Origin of the sequence: Mesorhizobium sp. M1088 (assembly GCF_040318575.1) — a bacterium.
Taxonomy (GTDB): domain Bacteria; phylum Pseudomonadota; class Alphaproteobacteria; order Rhizobiales; family Rhizobiaceae; genus Mesorhizobium.
Genome location: NZ_JAMYMO010000027.1, coordinates 36825 through 51065, shown reverse-complemented (window position 1 = coordinate 51065; position 14241 = coordinate 36825). Strand labels below are relative to the sequence as shown.

The following is a 14241-nucleotide window of genomic DNA, read 5'->3' as shown; positions in this document are numbered from 1 at the left end:
TTTGGTCGAAAGGTCGGCGATCCCCCGGCCTGTCAGGCAGTCGCTAGCGAAGATCCTTCGGCCAAATGCAGTGCGTCAGTCGGGCGCTGCCGAAGGTGAGACCGGTCCAATCGCCGTCGACGTCGAACCGAGCCAGGCCCGCGGTGGGGTATTTTTCCGCCAGCTTCTTCAGCGCCGCTTGGTCCGATCCAGCCCCGGCAAGCCCGCGCGCGAACTCCTCCAGCCCGGGATTGTGGCCAAGCACCAGCAGCGTTCCAGTCCCCGCCTTTACTTGCCGCACCTTGGCGAGGATGTCCGCCGCCGCCGCCTCGTAGAGCGCCTGGGATAATTTGGCCTGCACCTTCGCCGGCAATTCCGCCGAGACCAGCCGCCACGTGTCGCGGGTGCGCAGCGCCGGCGACACCAGCGCCAGCTCCGGCAGCCAGCCGCGCCGGGCCAGTTCGCGCCCGACCAGTGGTGCTGCCTTCAGCCCGCGCGCGGACAGCGGCCGGTCGAAGTCGATGAGGTTGGGATCGTCCCAACTCGACTTGGCGTGACGCAGGAGCAGCAGTTGCTTCATGGATTCAAAATAAGGCCGAAGCGTCGCGTGCGCCATGCACGACGCGGACGATCTCGACGCGCTGTTCGGCCAGGCGATAAAGCACGAGATAGTTGCCGATCGTCAACGCCCGCACCTCGGCAGCGATGTCGGGCCTCTTGGGACCGGATTCCGGGAATGTGCCCAATTGCACGATGCGCTCGGCAATAGCATCCAAAAAGCGGTCCGCGGCAAGCGGGTTGTCCCTTGCAATGCCAAACCAAATATCGATCAGGTCGTCTTCTGCCGCCGGGCTGTGGACAATGCGGATGTCAGCCATTCCGCCGGTTTTTGCCGGTGTTGCCCAACCGGCCGCGGGCTTTCTGTTTTATGTCCTCGATGTCGAACGGCGCAAACGGACCGCTCTCCAGCCCTTCCGTCCAGACTTTCCGCAACCGCTCCGCTTCGGCCTCGCGCAAGGGCTGGCGAAGCCGCCATTCGCGCAGTGCCTCGCGGATCACTTCGCTTGCCGAACCGTACTGCCCGCTGGCCACCGCGCGTTTGACCATGTCCAGCAGTTCCGGGGAAAGCGCTACGCTGACTTTTTCGACTGTCGCCATCAAGCCGTCTCCTCGCGAAAACGGTAGCAAAATTTGCTACCAAATTCAAGAACTGACCCTCACGGCGTGATCCGCGCCAGGTGCTCGAGATCGGTCTCTTCGCGCAGCGGGTCGGGCGCGATCACCACCGACGTGGCGTTGTCGGCATCGTCGGCGAAGCGCGAAAACACCGTGCGGCCGCCTTCCATCCGCGCCTTGCCTTCGGCGACAAGGCCCAACGCCAGCGGATAAAGTTGGTGCTCGGCCTTGAGCACGCGCGCGGCTAGCGTGTCCTCATTGTCGCCGACCATCACCGGCACGGCGGCCTGGGCGATGATCGGCCCGTCATCCATGTCGAGCGTGACGAAATGCACCGTGCAGCCATGGATGCGCATGCCCGCGCGGAGGGCCCGCGCATGCGTATCCAGCCCCTTGAAGGCAGGCAGCAGGGCAGGGTGGATATTGATCATGCGGCCCTGCCACTTCTCTACGAAGCGCGCGCCGAGGATGCGCATATAGCCGGCCAGCGCGACGATCTCGGCGCCGAACGACAAGAGGGCCGCATCGATCGCCGCGTCATGCGCTTGCTTGCTGGCATGGTCGGAGCGCGAAATCACTCTGGTGGCGATGCCGCGCGCCGCGGCGATGCCAAGGCCGGCGGCATTGGCGCGGTCGGAGATGACGCCGACGATCTCGGCCGGATAGGCTGGGTTGCTCGCCGCCGCAACCAGCGCCGTCATGTTGGAGCCGCGCCCCGAGATCAGTACGACCGTCCGTTTCCTCATAGGCCAATCGAGCCCCGATAGATGACGCCGGCATCGCGGCGCGGCACGATCTGGCCGATCGGCGTCACCGTCTCGCCGGCCTCCTGCAGAACGGCGGCGACCTGCGCCGCCTGGCCGGAGGCGACGACCAGGATCATGCCGATGCCGCAATTGAAGGTCCGCATCATCTCTTCCGGCGCGACGCCGCCGGTCTTGGCCAGCCATGAGAACACCGGCGGCACCTCGATGGCGCCGAGATCGAGCTCGGCCGAAAAATCCTTGGGCAGAACGCGCGGGATATTTTCGGGAAAGCCACCGCCGGTGATATGGGCCAGCGCCTTGATGCCGTGGGTGTTGCGGATCGCCTTGAGGATCGACTTGACGTAGATGCGGGTCGGTTCGAGCAGCGCCTCGGCCAGCGTCGCTTCGTCATTGAACGGCGCCGGATCGTTCCAGCCAAGGCCGCTTACGGCGACGATGCGGCGGACCAGCGAAAAGCCGTTCGAATGCAGGCCCGACGAGGCGAGGCCGAGCAGCACATCGCCCTCGACGATGTCGTCGGTCGGCAACAGCTGGCCGCGTTCGGCGGCACCGACGGCAAAGCCGGCAAGGTCATAATCCTTGTCGTGATACATGCCGGGCATCTCCGCCGTCTCGCCGCCGATCAGCGCGCAGCCGGCCTGCCGGCAGCCGGCGGCAATGCCGCCGACAATCGAGGCACCCTGGTCGGGATCGAGCTTGCCGGTGGCGAAATAGTCGAGGAAGAACAGCGGCTCGGCGCCTTGCACGACGATGTCGTTGACGCACATGGCGACGAGGTCGATGCCGATCGTGTCGTGCTTGCCGGCATCGATGGCGATCTTCAGCTTGGTGCCGACGCCGTCATTGGCGGCCACCAGCACCGGATCGGTGAAGCCGGCGGCCTTGAGGTCGAACAGGCCGCCGAAGCCGCCGATCTCGCCATCGGCGCCCGGCCGGCGGGTGGCGCGCACCAGCGGCTTGATCTTCTCGACCATGAGATTGCCGGCGTCGATGTCGACGCCCGCTTCGGCATAGGTGAGCCCGTTCTTGCGCTTGCTCATTTCCGGCGCCTGCTCATCTGTTGCGCTTGCCTGTCGCTGTTTTCACTCGCGTGCGGGCTCTTCGCATGAACGGTTTTGCCCCGCAAGGCAAGCGCGCGATTAATGGTGTTTTCAGTTGGATGCCGCGGGAACCGGGCGCGATACACTCCAACAATAAAAAGAAATCCCTGCCAGAATTGCGGCGAGGCCTCCGACGGTGGCAAGAGACCTGATCTCACCGTCGAAGGGCAGGGTCCCATACGAGAAGCCGGCGGCGATCAAAGCCGCCGCGGCAGCCCACAGACCTGGATTTGCAACGACTGATCTTGAGAAAACGAACGCGACGACAGCGGCGGTCAGCCAGAGGGGCCAAGAGACGACCACGCCCACGGCCAGCTCAAGAGCGAAGGCCCACAGGAGATCTTGCGTCGCCACCTTGCGGTGCGGGGCTCCGAAAAATGCGAAGACCAAAAGACTTTCTGTCAGTCCGGCCAGATAACAAAGCGTTACTCGCCAAGCGATTGTGATTCTCTGCGCCATCGTCATTCAGCAGTGGGGAAATAGGCTGTCGCTTCACGGGCTCTTCGCATGGGCAACAGCGTCTTGCAAGGACGGCAGCGGAATACCGGGCACTTACGTCTCTTCCAGGAAAGGCACTGCCGTTTCGTCCGTCCAGAGGCGACCGCCCTTGGGGAGGGTCTGCTGCTGTCCCATAAATCGTTCATCGTGCCCGCGTCCTCCCGGTGACTGGAAGAAGGCATATTGAACATGTCTTGGGTTCCAACGCGCCCCGGCTGGATGTCCCTCATGAACGTGCCGCCAGATCGAACCCCAACTGGGTTCCCAGATATCAATGAACTTGAGAAATAGGCCGAGCAAAACCTTTGTATTCACCGGTTCGGCTCCAGCTTTGTAGCTAAACTCCAGCGAAGCATTGTTCTGGCTGTCTTCCGACAGATATTTGGAAAAGGAACCGCAATGGACTGATGTGGACGCCTCTATATTTGCCTGGCGCTGGTTCCACAGCGACACATTGTATCCCAGTTCAGGAACGGGCTGTCTCGGAGGCATGTCCGTCTTGTTCCGGCCCTTTAACAGCCAGCGATGGAGAACCTCGCACGACGAGGTGTTGACCGGCTTGGAGGCGATTGCTTTTTTGAGCGATCTGCCGCGCGGGGCCCACCTCGCGAACCTGTCGTCGGCTTCGTCCAAGGCCCGGAAATGCGCCTGGAACTGCGGGACCAGCTCTTCGGCGTCCTTTCTCCTCGCCCCCCAGTAGACATAGATGTTGATCGACATGGCGTCCCCTCGAATACGGGAGACGTACCAGCTTTCTTGACTGGCGTCGCCAAAGGAGAGCGCGCGCGCTTCGGGCTCGCTTCCATTTGGTTAGTTCAATGCTGGCTAATCTTCACGCCCCCTGTGCGTTGATCGCAAATTGCGCGGCGAAAGCCCGGATATAGGCCGGCCGTGCTTCCCCGCGCGCTACATAGGCAGCCAAGTTTTGATATTCGTCCAAAATGCCTGACATTCTCAGTCGCAGCAGCACTGACACCATCAATAAATCGCCTGCGCTGAACGTATCATCGAGCCAGTCGGCGACGCCCAAGTGGGCCGAGAGTTTGTCCAGCCGAGCGCGAACACGGTCCTTTACCAACGGCAAGCGCTCCTCGCTCCAAGGCTTGTCACGTTCGAATATTCTTGCCGTCGTTAATTCGAGGATCGGCGGCTCGACGGTGTTAAGTGCGGCAAACATCCACGTGATCGCATGCGCGCGGGCATTGCGATCCTTCGGCAGCAGGCCCGCATGCTGCTCAGCAAGATGAAAGACGATCGAGCCGGTCTCGAACAGCGAGAGAGAACCTTCCTCATAGGTGGGGATCTGGCCGAAGGGATGGATGGCCAGATGGTCAGGCGCCTTCATCTCTGCGAAGGAAACAAGACGAACCTCATACCGCTGCCCCACTTCTTCGAGCGCCCAGCGAACACGCGTATCGCGCGCCAGTCCCTTGCCGCCATCGGGCGATCGTTCAAATGCTGTGATAGTGATTGTCATCGCGTCCGTTTCCTTGCTGGGCGAATTCCTCGGCTTGCTATCGTGAGACGAATGAGCCTCCCCGAAATCGACATCGGTCTTGACCTATTTCATTGCCGGCGCCCTCGTGGGGAGATTGGCAGCTTCTGTGTCGCTTCTTACTTGCCGTAACCCTCCATCTCCATCATGTATCGGCAAACAAGAGCGACGGGATATGCGTTTGACCATCCCCAACATGATCACGATCATGCGCTTCGTGCTGGTGCCGGCCGTGGTGCTGGCCATGCTGCAGGACCGCTGGGACTGGGCCTTTGCCGGCTTCCTCATTGCCGGCATTTCCGACGGCGTCGACGGCTTCATCGCCCGCCATTTCAATCAGTTTTCCAGGCTCGGCGCCTATCTCGATCCGATGGCCGACAAGCTGCTGCTGGTCTCGGTTTTCGTGGTCCTGGGCTTCAGCGGCGAACTGCCGCTGTGGCTGGTCGTTACGATGGTGTCGCGCGACGCACTGATCGTCTGCGCCGTGCTTTTGTCCACCGTCATGGCGCATCCCGTCGAGATGAAGCCGCTCCTGGTGTCGAAGGCCAACACCGCGATCCAGATCGTGCTGGCGGCAGTGGTGTTGGGCGAACTCGCCTTCGACATCCATCTCGATCCGCTGAGGCCGGCCCTCATATTGCTGTCCGGGGTCTTGACCGTGGCTTCGGCCGCGGCCTATCTCGTGGCTTGGCTGAGGCATATGAGCGGCTATGGCGAAGGCTCCACACCCGGCACCTGACGAACGGTCCATCGACGCTGAAGCTGAGGCTGCGGCAGCGGAGGCTGCGGCATCGGCATCGTTTCGCCGCCAGATCCGCTTCTGGCTGATCAGCGCCATCATCCTCGCCGTCTTCCTCTATGTCTTCAGCGGCATCCTTCTGCCGTTCGTCGCCGGCATGGTGCTCGCCTATTTCCTCGACCCTGTCGCCGACCGGCTGGAGCGGCTCGGCCTCTCCAGGCTGATGGCGACGGTGGTCATCCTCATCGCCTTCATCGTCGTCCTGGTGCTGGCCGTCGTCATCCTGGTTCCGGTGCTCGCCTCGCAGATGGCTGATTTCGCCAGCAAGCTGCCGGACTATCTGACCCGGCTGCAGAGCCTGATCACCAGCTTCGACCCGAAATGGCTGGAAGAGAAATTCGGCGTCGACGCCAACGGCCTGCGCGAAGGCCTGAACTCGCTGCTGACCTCCGGCTTCGGCCTCCTGACCACCGTGTTCACCTCGATCTGGAGCTCCGGCGTGGCGCTGGTCTCGGTGGTCAGCCTGTTCGTGGTGACGCCGGTCGTCGCCTTCTACATGCTGCTCGACTGGGACCGCATGGTGACAATCGTCGACAGCTGGGTGCCGCGCGACTATGTCAAGACCGTCAGGACGATCGCCAGGGACATCAACACGGCGACCGCCGGCTTCGTGCGCGGCCAGGGCACGCTGTGCCTGGTGCTGGGCGCCATGTATGCCACCGGCCTGACACTGACGGGCCTGAATTTCGGCATCCTCATCGGTCTGTTCGCCGGACTGATCTCCTTCATCCCCTATGTCGGCTCGCTGACCGGCCTGGTGCTGGCCGTCGGCGTCGCCTTCGTCCAGTTCTGGCCGGACTGGACCATGATCGCAGCGGTGGCCGGTGTGTTCTTCGTCGGCCAGTTCATCGAGGGCAACATCCTGCAGCCAAGGCTGGTCGGCAAAAGCGTTGGCCTGCATCCGGTATGGCTGATGTTTGCGCTGTTTGCCTTCGGCGCGCTGTTCGGCTTCGTCGGCCTGCTGATCGCCGTTCCGGCTTCCGCCGCCGTTGCCGTTCTGGTGCGCTTCGCCATCGCCCGCTATCTCGAATCGCCGCTCTACAAGGGCCACGCCGACGAGCCGGTGCCGCCGCTGCAGGTGCGCCGCCGCGGGGGCGCGCGCGGTTGAGCCAGATGCCGGACAAGATCGATCCGCCGCGTCAATTGCCGCTCGATCTAGGCCACGGCACAGGCTATTCGCGCGACGAGCTCGTCGTCTCCAGCACCAACAGCCAGGCGGCGGCGCTTGTCGACCGCTGGCCGGACTGGCCGTCGCCGGTCGTCGTGCTGGCCGGCCCGGCCGGCTCGGGAAAAACCCATCTGGCCTCGATCTGGCGGACCCGCGCCGACGCCGTGAAAGTGGAGGCCGGCCGCATCGGCGACTGCATCGAAAATCTCGGCCCGCATCCGGCCCTGATCGACGATGTCGATGCCGGCCCGATCGATGAGCACGGCCTCTTCCACCTGATCAACGCGGTGCGCGGCGCCGGCTCGAGCTTGCTGTTGACGGCGCGGCGCTTCCCGTCCGCCTGGGGCGTCAGGCTGCCCGACCTGGCGTCGCGGCTGAAGGCGGCGGCGACCGTCGAGATCCACGAACCCGACGATCTTCTGCTGGCCGGCGTCATCACAAAGCTGTTCGCCGACCGCCAGGTCGAGGTCGAGCCGCATGTCGTGCAATATCTGGTGCGCCGCATCGAGCGCTCGCTGGCCACTGCCATGCGGGTGGTCGAACGGCTCGACCGCACCGCGCTCGAGCGCAAGACGCCGATAACGCGAGCCCTCGCAGCCGAGACCGTCAGCGCCATGGATGAAGGGCAGGGCGAGTTCGAGATTTAGAGGATACAAAATGACATCTGAATTCAGTGCATACGACATCATTGATCCGTTTCTGATGTCGTGGGCAAATCGGCACGGAATACGGGTCGCCACGAAATATCGCGACGACGATGTCCGTTCTATCTGGGTTTACGGCAAGAATGGCAATCGTCGTGCTCAGTTGTGGCTCAATTTGCCTGACGTCAACGGCAACGTAACCATTGTGGCGTCGGTGCTGGATCCTAAAAGCGCTACACAATGGGGTGCTAGAGAGGAACGCCACGCGTCTCCCGAAATGCTGCAAGCCGCCCTTGAAGAACTACGGCCAATGGTTTTTGGCTGGGCCGGGGAAGGTGCATATACCTAGTTCTTACCTCGGCCGGTGTCTCATTTCGGGAAACAAACCTGGCATCTGTCTTGCACCTGACAGCTTGCCGGCTAACCCCGGTCCTGATTGCGTACCAAATCAGGTTGTAGGCTCGCCGGGAGATGGGGCGGTTGGGGTTCTCTTCCCGGCGAGCTTGCCATATGCGGGATCCGACCAGTCGCCTTGAAGTGTGATTTTCTCGCCAGCTGATAGCGCTATTCTCAACGCTGTCGGTCTTGCCTGGAAATGATGTCGGCGACGTATTTTGATCGAGAGCCGTCCCACCCGCAGGCCGTGCATCGGCCGCTTTCGAAATGATGTTCGCAGTTTGGATATCCATAGAGCAGAGATGCGCATTCGGCACATAGACTGGCCATTGCGCTGCTGTCGGAAAAATACGTGCTGCCGCACTCATCGCAGGTCGCGATTGGTCGGTCCGTCATTGCTCTAGCCTCGCTACCGTTTCAGACCGATCGTCTCCCCCAAGCGCCGCTCGTTCCACGCCAAAGCGCCGGCGATAGTCGCCGGGCACCAAGCCGGTTATCCTGGCGAATACCTTGCGGAAGGAGCCGGGATCGTCATAGCCGACCTCCCAGGCGATCTGGTCGATCGACCGCATCGTGGTTTCCAGCATCTCGCGCGCCTTGCCGACGCGCAGGTGCTGACAATATTCGGTCGGCTTGAGGCCGGTGGCGCTGCGGAAGCGCCGCAGAAAAGTCCGCTCCTCCAGCCCGGCGTGATCGGCCATGGCGCCAAGCGTCACATCGCGCGCGCCGTTCGCCTGCAGCCAGTGCTGCACCTTGAGGATCGCTTCGTCGCCGTGGGTCAGCCGCGGCGCGAACGGGCTGTAAAAGCGTTGCTCGCGGCCCGGCGGGTCGACCAGCATGAAACGCGCCGTGTCCATCATGACGGTCGGCCCGAGCACCCTGTCCACCAGCTTCAGGCCGAGATCAGTCCAGGCCATGTAGCCGCCCGCGGTGATGATGTCGCCATCGTCGATGACCAGTCTGTCGGCGTCGAGCAGGATGTCTGGAAAGCGTAGCGCCAGCGCGTCGCGATAGGCCCAATGCGTGGTCGCAGCACGACCCGACAGCAGGCCGGTCTCGGCAAGCACGAAAGCGCCGGCACAGACCGAACCGAGCGTCGCGCCTGCCGCATGACGGTCCCTGAGCCAGCCGGCATAGGGCGCGGCTGCTTCCCGAGCGATCGGATCTCCCAAGGTCGGCGGGAGGATAACCATGGCTGGTTCATTGTCGGCGCCGGGGTCGCTGTCGAAGGTGCGGACTACGGTGTGGCCCGCGTCCTCCAATTGCCAATGACTGACGCGAAGCCTCGCCGCCTCGGGCGACCGCTCGACAGCCAGCCGGTTTGCCAGCATGAAAAGATCGGTCAGGCCGAGCACGGCTGCTTCCTGCACGCCGGGATACAAGACAAGGCCGATTTCGATCAGATCACGCGCCGCCGTCATTGTCAGTTTTGCCACGTTGAATGTCCGTTTTGCCAATGCTCACCCTGGCCGCACTGTTATAATTTGTCCAGCTGAAGGGGCTAAAACTCCGTGTTACCCCTAACTTTTCCATCAAGGAGTAGGACGATGAGCACATTCACCACCCATGACGGCACCGAGATTTTCTACAAGGATTGGGGCAAGGGCCAGCCGATCGTGTTCCATCACGGCTGGCCGCTGAGCTCAGACGACTGGGACAACCAGATGCTGTTCTTCCTCGAAAAGGGCTACCGCGTCATCGCCCATGACCGCCGCGGGCACGGCCGCTCGTCGCAGACCGCGACCGGCAATGAGATGGACACCTACGCCGCCGATGTTGCGGCGCTGGCGGCGCATCTCGATCTCAGGGATGCGATCCACATCGGCCACTCGACCGGTGGCGGCGAGGTGGCGCGTTACGTCGCGCTTTATGGCGGCGGCCGTGTTGCCAAGGCGGTGCTGATCGGCGCCGTGCCGCCGATTATGGTCAAGACCGACAGCAACCCCGGCGGCTTGCCGATCGAAGTCTTCGACGGCTTTCGCGCGGCTCTGGCCGCTAACCGCGCCCAGTTCTACAGGGACGTGCCGGCCGGCCCGTTCTATGGCTTCAACCGCGAGGGCGCCAAGGTCTCGCCAGGGGCTATCGACAATTGGTGGCGCCAGGGCATGATGGGCGGCGCCAAGGCTCATTACGACTGCATCGAGGCCTTTTCCGAGACCGACTTCACCGACGATCTCAAGAAGATTGCCGTGCCCGTCCTGATCATGCACGGGGACGACGACCAGATCGTGCCGATCGCCGATTCCGCGCTGCTTGCGGCCAAGCTGGTGAAGCACGGCACGCTCAAGGTCTACAAGGGCCTGCCGCACGGCATGTGCACCACCCATCCGGAGATCATCAATCCGGATCTGCTGGCCTTCATCCAGGGCTGACGGCTTGCATGTCGGACGGGCAGCGCGGGCTCGTGCTGTCCGTCCGTCGCTTAAACATGACCGGCGACGGCAGACACACTCGAGCGTGATCCGCTTGCCCTGCCGACGAGATTCGCTTGATGAATGGTCGGAGTGGAGAGATTCGAACTCCCGACCCTCTGGTCCCAAACCAGATGCGCTACCAGGCTGCGCTACACTCCGAACGGTCTGTTGCCTAGTGATTTCAGCCCGCCAAAGCAAGCGTAAAAAGCCATCGGCCTTGCTGCCGGCGGCATTGCGCAGTAATGACGGGCTAGTGCATGGCCAGAGAACAGTAATGTGGTCTCGGGGTCGTGTGCTTGCAACCAGCAATGAGGTGGTCATGTCAGCCCGCATTTTCAGCCCAGCCAAAACCGCGATGCAGTCCGGCAAGGCCAAGACCGGCTATTGGGTGCTGGAATTCGATCCGGAGCAGCGCAAGAAGATCGATCCGCTGATGGGCTACACCACGTCCGGCGACATGCGAAGCCAGATCAGGCTGACCTTCGACACAAGAGAGGACGCGGTCGCCTACGCTGAGAAGGAAGGGCTGGCTTTCCGCGTCGAGGAGCCGAAGGAAATCAAGCGCCGCCAGATTTCCTATGCGGAGAATTTCCGCTATGACCGCAGGACGCCCTGGACGCATTGATCCCATACCGGCCCTGCCGGCACAATCCGCCGGTCATGCGGCCGGCCAGCGGTCCCGTAGCTCAGCTGGATAGAGCACCGGCCTTCTAAGCCGATGGTCACAGGTTCGAATCCTGTCGGGATCGCCAATATTTTCAGGTCCATTCCGGACAGCTTCACCCGCCAGTCGCACAGGATTTCCAACACATGACAGCGATGGGCGCGGCGGCACTGCTGATCCTTGTTCTGACCTATGCCGGCGTCGCTATCGGCAGGATACCCGGACTGCGCCTCGACCGGGCAGGGATCGCGCTGCTCGGCGGTGCGGCGATGATCGCCATCGGCGCGCTCGACATCGAGGACGCCTACCGCGCCATCAGCTTCGACACCATCACGCTTCTGCTCGGCATGATGATCGTCGTGGCGCATCTGAAAGTGTCGGGCGCCTTTCGCGCGCTCGGCGGCTTCGCCATCGAGCATGCGCATGCGCCGTTCATGCTGCTGGTGATGGTGACGCTGTTGACCGGCGTCCTGTCGGCGTTCCTGGTCAACGACGCCATCTGCCTGGTCATGGCGCCGATCGTCGTCCATGTCACCCGCGTCATCAACCGCAACCCGGTTCCCTATCTGATCGCCACCGCCACGGCCTCGAATTGCGGCAGCGTCGCCACCATCACCGGCAATCCGCAGAACATGGTCATCGGCGCGCTGTCGGGGATTTCCTATCCGGCCTTCTCGGCGGCGCTGGCGCCGGTCGCGGCGTTCGGCCTCGTCGCCGTCATCGTCATCATCCGCATCGTCTACCGCGCTGAATTTTCGCGCAAGGCCGAGCTCAGCCCCGAAGTCTATCGCGGCCGCATGCTGCCGGGGCAGGTGGTGAAGGCGGTGGTCGTCTGTGTCGGTTTGGCGGTCGCCTTCTTTGCCGGCGTTCCCGTTGCCAAGGCTGCGCTGATCGGCGGCGCCATTCTTCTTTTGACCCGCGCCATCAAACCTGAGCGCATCTATCGCGAGATCGATGGGCCGCTGCTGTTCATGTTCGCCGGGCTGTTCATCGTCGTCGCCGGGGCGGAGAAGACACTGCTGACGCCCGATATCGTCGCCTCGGCAAAGGACCTCGGGCTGAATGATGTGTGGCGGCTGTCCGGCTTCACCGCGGTGCTGTCCAACATCATGAGCAATGTCCCGGCCGTGCTGGCGCTGAAGCCGTTCGTGCCCGGACTGGAAAACCCCGAGCGGGCCTGGCTAGTCGTCGCCATGAGCTCGACGCTGGCCGGCAATTTCACGCTGCTCGGCTCGGTCGCCAATCTGATCGTTGCCGAGCACGCGCGGGTCTCCGGCAAACCGCTGGGCTTCATCGCCTTCTTCAAGGTCGGCCTGCCGTTGACGCTGGTCACGCTTCTCGTAGGGACGGCATGGCTGGCAGCCTAAAAGCGCGTCGCATTAGACCGACCTCATGCGGCGCGCTTTAGGCTTTTTTATGCATGTCGTTATCGCAAAACCGCTGCACGATTTTGCGCGACATGCATCAGCCAGTCAGGGCGATGTCACCGTCAGATGGCCTTTCATGTTGGGATGGAAGCGGCAGAAATAATCGACCGATTCCGCCTTCTTCACCGTCAGGCTCGCCGCCTTCTTCGGCGGGATCATCACTTCCCAGGCGCCGTTGACGGTTGCCGTGTGGGCGAACACGTCCTTGTTCACCCACCTGACCGTGTCGCCGACCTTCGCCTCGATCTTTGCCGGCGAAAACACAAGCTTCTCGATCGTCACCTCGATGGTGTCGGCCTTGGCCGGCTGGGCACCCATGGCCAATGCCAGCGCAACCCACAGATGCCGCCTCGACGCCATTGGCTCGATCCTCACTTCAGCATGCCGGCGACGTGTTCGGCGTGCTGTTCGTGGCCCTGGAATATTTTCAGGCCGGTTTCCAGCAGGCTCTTCAGCTCGGCATTGCTGGCCGACGGGATCAGCAGAGTTTCGAGCGCGCTATTGACCTGCTTGTGGTAGGCCACCTCGTTGGCGACATAGGCCTTGTCGAACGCCGCTCCCTTGAGCTTGGCAAGCTTGGCACGTTCCTCGGCCGCCGCCTTGGTCAGCGCCTTGCTGGTCGGATTGTCCTCAGGCGTGACCTTGAGCTTCTTGACCAGGTCGAGAGCCTGTTTGTTGACCGCCTCGTGATCTCGCACCATGTCCTTGGCGAAATCCACCACCTCCTTGTTCTTCGATTTCTTCAGCGCCTGCTTGGCCGCCTCGACGTCAAGCACGCCTGCTGTGTAGGCGATATGTGCGATCTGCGGATCGGTCGGTTTGTCGGCAGCTTGCGACAAGGGCGCTGCGCTAAGCAGGAAAAATGCGGCCAGTGCCGTGGTCGATCGAATAAACATGATGCTCTCCTTCGCCCCGACGCGGAACTGCATCGGGCTTCGTTTCAGTGATGCTCATTGGATGCAGGTCACGGGAAAACGTTCCCGCGAAAATCGGCGCGACCTATCCGGAAAGACCGAGCCGCTGCATCACGGCATTGGTCAGCCGTTCGCAGCGCCGGCCCGCGAAGGGAAAGGCGTCGAGCAGCACCGGGCCGATCTGGTCGTCCAGCGCCTTGCGCACCAGCGCGCGGGCGCGGTGCAGCCGGGTCTTGATGGTTTCTGGTCGCACGCCAAGCAGTTCGGCGGTTTCTTCGATGCTCAATCCCTCGATGACGCGCGCCACGAACACCATCCGGTAGACATCGGGAAGACTGTCGGTTGCCCGTTCGACAAGCTCAAGGATCTGCCGTTGCGCCATCGTCCGCTCCGGATCGTCGCTCGGGTTGAGGGGAAACCGGATGATTTCGGCTTGCGGGTTTTCAGGCATCGCTACCATTCGCCGCCTTTTGCGCAAACGGCCGAGCGCTTCGTTGATGACGATACGCGATAGCCACGTGGCGAGCGAGGCATCGCCGCGAAAGGACTCGAGATGGGCAAAGGCACTGACATAGGCCTCCTGGACGATGTCCTCGGCCTCGCTGTCGTTACGTACGACGCCTCGGGCGATGCGGTAGAGCCTTTGGTTGTGCGTCTTGATGATGGTGCGGAATGCATCGCTATCACGTGCCAGCGCGCGGCCGACAAGCTGCATGTCGCCGGAAGCGGCGGGCGTTGCCGTCAACGCAGCAGGCATGGCCGATCTCCTGATAGGCTTCTCATCGGACATTGGATGAATC

19 protein-coding genes and 2 tRNA genes are annotated in these 14241 nt (G+C 62.6%); 8 read left to right on the top strand and 13 right to left on the bottom strand.

Translation table 11 applies throughout. The annotated features are described in order from the left end of the window. Positions 1-43: 43 nt before the first annotated feature. From NKH49_RS24460 to NKH49_RS24425, 8 genes are all read right to left on the bottom strand, one after another. A complete protein-coding gene (locus tag NKH49_RS24460; protein ID WP_352472619.1) occupies positions 44-559 on the bottom strand; it encodes a SixA phosphatase family protein in 516 nt (171 codons plus the stop codon). A gap of 4 nt (positions 560-563) precedes the next feature. Next, a complete protein-coding gene (locus NKH49_RS24455) occupies positions 564-857 on the bottom strand; it encodes a type II toxin-antitoxin system RelE/ParE family toxin (RefSeq protein WP_352472620.1) in 294 nt (97 codons plus the stop codon). Then, entirely contained in the window at positions 850-1137 is a 288-nt protein-coding gene (locus tag NKH49_RS24450; RefSeq protein ID WP_352472621.1) for a type II toxin-antitoxin system ParD family antitoxin, read from the bottom strand. The genes NKH49_RS24455 and NKH49_RS24450 overlap by 8 nt, the downstream gene beginning before the upstream one ends. 59 nt (positions 1138-1196) lie before the next feature. Continuing rightward, the gene (gene purN, locus NKH49_RS24445; protein WP_352928291.1) at positions 1197-1901 is read right to left on the bottom strand and encodes a phosphoribosylglycinamide formyltransferase; all 705 of its coding nucleotides are present in this window, start codon (positions 1899-1901) and stop codon (positions 1197-1199) included. Continuing rightward, positions 1898-2962: a phosphoribosylformylglycinamidine cyclo-ligase gene (purM, locus tag NKH49_RS24440; protein WP_352615706.1), complete on the bottom strand. Its 1065-nt coding sequence runs from the start codon at positions 2960-2962 to the stop codon at positions 1898-1900. Before purM ends, purN begins: the two co-directional genes overlap by 4 nt. A 111-nt stretch (positions 2963-3073) precedes the next feature. Continuing rightward, on the bottom strand, positions 3074-3481 hold the full coding sequence (locus tag NKH49_RS24435) for a hypothetical protein (RefSeq protein ID WP_352472624.1): 408 nt from the start codon (positions 3479-3481) through the stop codon (positions 3074-3076). A gap of 93 nt (positions 3482-3574) precedes the next feature. Further along, positions 3575-4240, bottom strand: a complete 666-nt coding sequence (locus NKH49_RS24430) for an Imm52 family immunity protein (RefSeq protein ID WP_352472625.1) — start codon at positions 4238-4240, stop codon at positions 3575-3577. Positions 4241-4352: 112 nt separating this feature from the next. Continuing rightward, the gene (locus NKH49_RS24425; RefSeq protein ID WP_352615711.1) at positions 4353-4997 is read right to left on the bottom strand and encodes a glutathione S-transferase family protein; all 645 of its coding nucleotides are present in this window, start codon (positions 4995-4997) and stop codon (positions 4353-4355) included. A 199-nt stretch (positions 4998-5196) separates the two neighbouring features. Between NKH49_RS24425 and NKH49_RS24420 the strand changes: the two genes are divergently transcribed. Genes NKH49_RS24420 through NKH49_RS24405 form a run of 4 tightly spaced genes read left to right on the top strand, consistent with a single transcriptional unit; the run spans position 5197 to position 7975 of the window. After that, positions 5197-5754: a CDP-alcohol phosphatidyltransferase family protein gene (locus NKH49_RS24420; protein ID WP_352472672.1), complete on the top strand. Its 558-nt coding sequence runs from the start codon at positions 5197-5199 to the stop codon at positions 5752-5754. Further along, positions 5726-6922, top strand: coding sequence for an AI-2E family transporter (locus NKH49_RS24415; RefSeq protein ID WP_352615714.1), 1197 nt, complete (start codon positions 5726-5728; stop codon positions 6920-6922). The genes NKH49_RS24420 and NKH49_RS24415 overlap by 29 nt, the downstream gene beginning before the upstream one ends. Before the next feature lie 5 nt (positions 6923-6927). Further along, positions 6928-7629 carry a DnaA regulatory inactivator HdaA gene (hdaA, locus tag NKH49_RS24410; RefSeq protein WP_352928288.1) on the top strand — a complete coding sequence of 234 codons (702 nt, stop codon included), beginning with the start codon at positions 6928-6930 and terminating at the stop codon, positions 7627-7629. A 10-nt stretch (positions 7630-7639) separates the two neighbouring features. After that, on the top strand, positions 7640-7975 hold the full coding sequence (locus NKH49_RS24405) for a hypothetical protein (protein ID WP_352615716.1): 336 nt from the start codon (positions 7640-7642) through the stop codon (positions 7973-7975). 439 nt (positions 7976-8414) lie between these two features. On the opposite strand, the gene NKH49_RS24400 is transcribed toward NKH49_RS24405, so the two are convergent. Next, complete coding sequence (locus tag NKH49_RS24400) at positions 8415-9443, bottom strand: GlxA family transcriptional regulator (protein ID WP_352928323.1); 1029 nt, start codon at positions 9441-9443, stop codon at positions 8415-8417. Between the two features lie 126 nt (positions 9444-9569). Between NKH49_RS24400 and NKH49_RS24395 the strand changes: the two genes are divergently transcribed. After that, positions 9570-10394, top strand: a complete 825-nt coding sequence (locus NKH49_RS24395) for an alpha/beta fold hydrolase (protein ID WP_352928286.1) — start codon at positions 9570-9572, stop codon at positions 10392-10394. Between the two features lie 124 nt (positions 10395-10518). Here NKH49_RS24395 and NKH49_RS24390 read toward each other — a convergent pair. Continuing rightward, positions 10519-10595 (bottom strand) — tRNA-Pro (locus NKH49_RS24390). A 160-nt stretch (positions 10596-10755) separates the two neighbouring features. On the opposite strand from NKH49_RS24390, the gene NKH49_RS24385 reads away from it, so the two are divergent. From NKH49_RS24385 to NKH49_RS24375, 3 genes are all read left to right on the top strand, one after another. Continuing rightward, positions 10756-11061, top strand: coding sequence for an ETC complex I subunit (locus NKH49_RS24385; RefSeq protein WP_352472630.1), 306 nt, complete (start codon positions 10756-10758; stop codon positions 11059-11061). A gap of 50 nt (positions 11062-11111) precedes the next feature. Beyond that, positions 11112-11188, top strand: a tRNA-Arg gene (locus NKH49_RS24380). A gap of 58 nt (positions 11189-11246) precedes the next feature. Then, positions 11247-12467, top strand: a complete 1221-nt coding sequence (locus NKH49_RS24375; protein ID WP_352928284.1) for an anion transporter — start codon at positions 11247-11249, stop codon at positions 12465-12467. A 105-nt stretch (positions 12468-12572) separates the two neighbouring features. Here NKH49_RS24375 and NKH49_RS24370 read toward each other — a convergent pair whose 3' ends face one another. The 3 genes from NKH49_RS24370 to NKH49_RS24360 form a co-directional block, all read right to left on the bottom strand. Continuing rightward, positions 12573-12887, bottom strand: a complete 315-nt coding sequence (locus NKH49_RS24370) for a cupredoxin domain-containing protein (RefSeq protein ID WP_352928282.1) — start codon at positions 12885-12887, stop codon at positions 12573-12575. Between the two features lie 11 nt (positions 12888-12898). After that, positions 12899-13423 carry a DUF4142 domain-containing protein gene (locus tag NKH49_RS24365; RefSeq protein ID WP_352472633.1) on the bottom strand — a complete coding sequence of 175 codons (525 nt, stop codon included), beginning with the start codon at positions 13421-13423 and terminating at the stop codon, positions 12899-12901. Positions 13424-13526: 103 nt separating this feature from the next. Further along, positions 13527-14198, bottom strand: a complete 672-nt coding sequence (locus tag NKH49_RS24360) for an RNA polymerase sigma factor (RefSeq protein WP_352928280.1) — start codon at positions 14196-14198, stop codon at positions 13527-13529. Positions 14199-14241 lie beyond the last annotated feature (43 nt).

What these genes read in the sequence shown, in the direction of transcription:
- NKH49_RS24365 (WP_352472633.1), bottom strand. Translation starts at nt 13,423, where the DNA reads ATGTTTATTCGATCGACCACGGCACTGGCCGCATTTTTCCTGCTTAGC.
- NKH49_RS24385 (WP_352472630.1), top strand. Translation starts at nt 10,756, where the DNA reads ATGTCAGCCCGCATTTTCAGCCCAGCCAAAACCGCGATGCAGTCCGGC.
- NKH49_RS24375 (WP_352928284.1), top strand. Translation starts at nt 11,247, where the DNA reads ATGACAGCGATGGGCGCGGCGGCACTGCTGATCCTTGTTCTGACCTAT.
- NKH49_RS24370 (WP_352928282.1), bottom strand. Translation starts at nt 12,887, where the DNA reads ATGGCGTCGAGGCGGCATCTGTGGGTTGCGCTGGCATTGGCCATGGGT.
- NKH49_RS24425 (WP_352615711.1), bottom strand. Translation starts at nt 4,997, where the DNA reads ATGACAATCACTATCACAGCATTTGAACGATCGCCCGATGGCGGCAAG.
- NKH49_RS24360 (WP_352928280.1), bottom strand. Translation starts at nt 14,198, where the DNA reads ATGCCTGCTGCGTTGACGGCAACGCCCGCCGCTTCCGGCGACATGCAG.
- NKH49_RS24460 (WP_352472619.1), bottom strand. Translation starts at nt 559, where the DNA reads ATGAAGCAACTGCTGCTCCTGCGTCACGCCAAGTCGAGTTGGGACGAT.
- NKH49_RS24395 (WP_352928286.1), top strand. Translation starts at nt 9,570, where the DNA reads ATGAGCACATTCACCACCCATGACGGCACCGAGATTTTCTACAAGGAT.
- NKH49_RS24450 (WP_352472621.1), bottom strand. Translation starts at nt 1,137, where the DNA reads ATGGCGACAGTCGAAAAAGTCAGCGTAGCGCTTTCCCCGGAACTGCTG.
- purM (WP_352615706.1), bottom strand. Translation starts at nt 2,962, where the DNA reads ATGAGCAAGCGCAAGAACGGGCTCACCTATGCCGAAGCGGGCGTCGAC.
- NKH49_RS24455 (WP_352472620.1), bottom strand. Translation starts at nt 857, where the DNA reads ATGGCTGACATCCGCATTGTCCACAGCCCGGCGGCAGAAGACGACCTG.
- NKH49_RS24435 (WP_352472624.1), bottom strand. Translation starts at nt 3,481, where the DNA reads ATGGCGCAGAGAATCACAATCGCTTGGCGAGTAACGCTTTGTTATCTG.
- NKH49_RS24415 (WP_352615714.1), top strand. Translation starts at nt 5,726, where the DNA reads ATGGCGAAGGCTCCACACCCGGCACCTGACGAACGGTCCATCGACGCT.
- NKH49_RS24405 (WP_352615716.1), top strand. Translation starts at nt 7,640, where the DNA reads ATGACATCTGAATTCAGTGCATACGACATCATTGATCCGTTTCTGATG.
- hdaA (WP_352928288.1), top strand. Translation starts at nt 6,928, where the DNA reads ATGCCGGACAAGATCGATCCGCCGCGTCAATTGCCGCTCGATCTAGGC.
- NKH49_RS24430 (WP_352472625.1), bottom strand. Translation starts at nt 4,240, where the DNA reads ATGTCGATCAACATCTATGTCTACTGGGGGGCGAGGAGAAAGGACGCC.
- purN (WP_352928291.1), bottom strand. Translation starts at nt 1,901, where the DNA reads ATGAGGAAACGGACGGTCGTACTGATCTCGGGGCGCGGCTCCAACATG.
- NKH49_RS24400 (WP_352928323.1), bottom strand. Translation starts at nt 9,443, where the DNA reads ATGACGGCGGCGCGTGATCTGATCGAAATCGGCCTTGTCTTGTATCCC.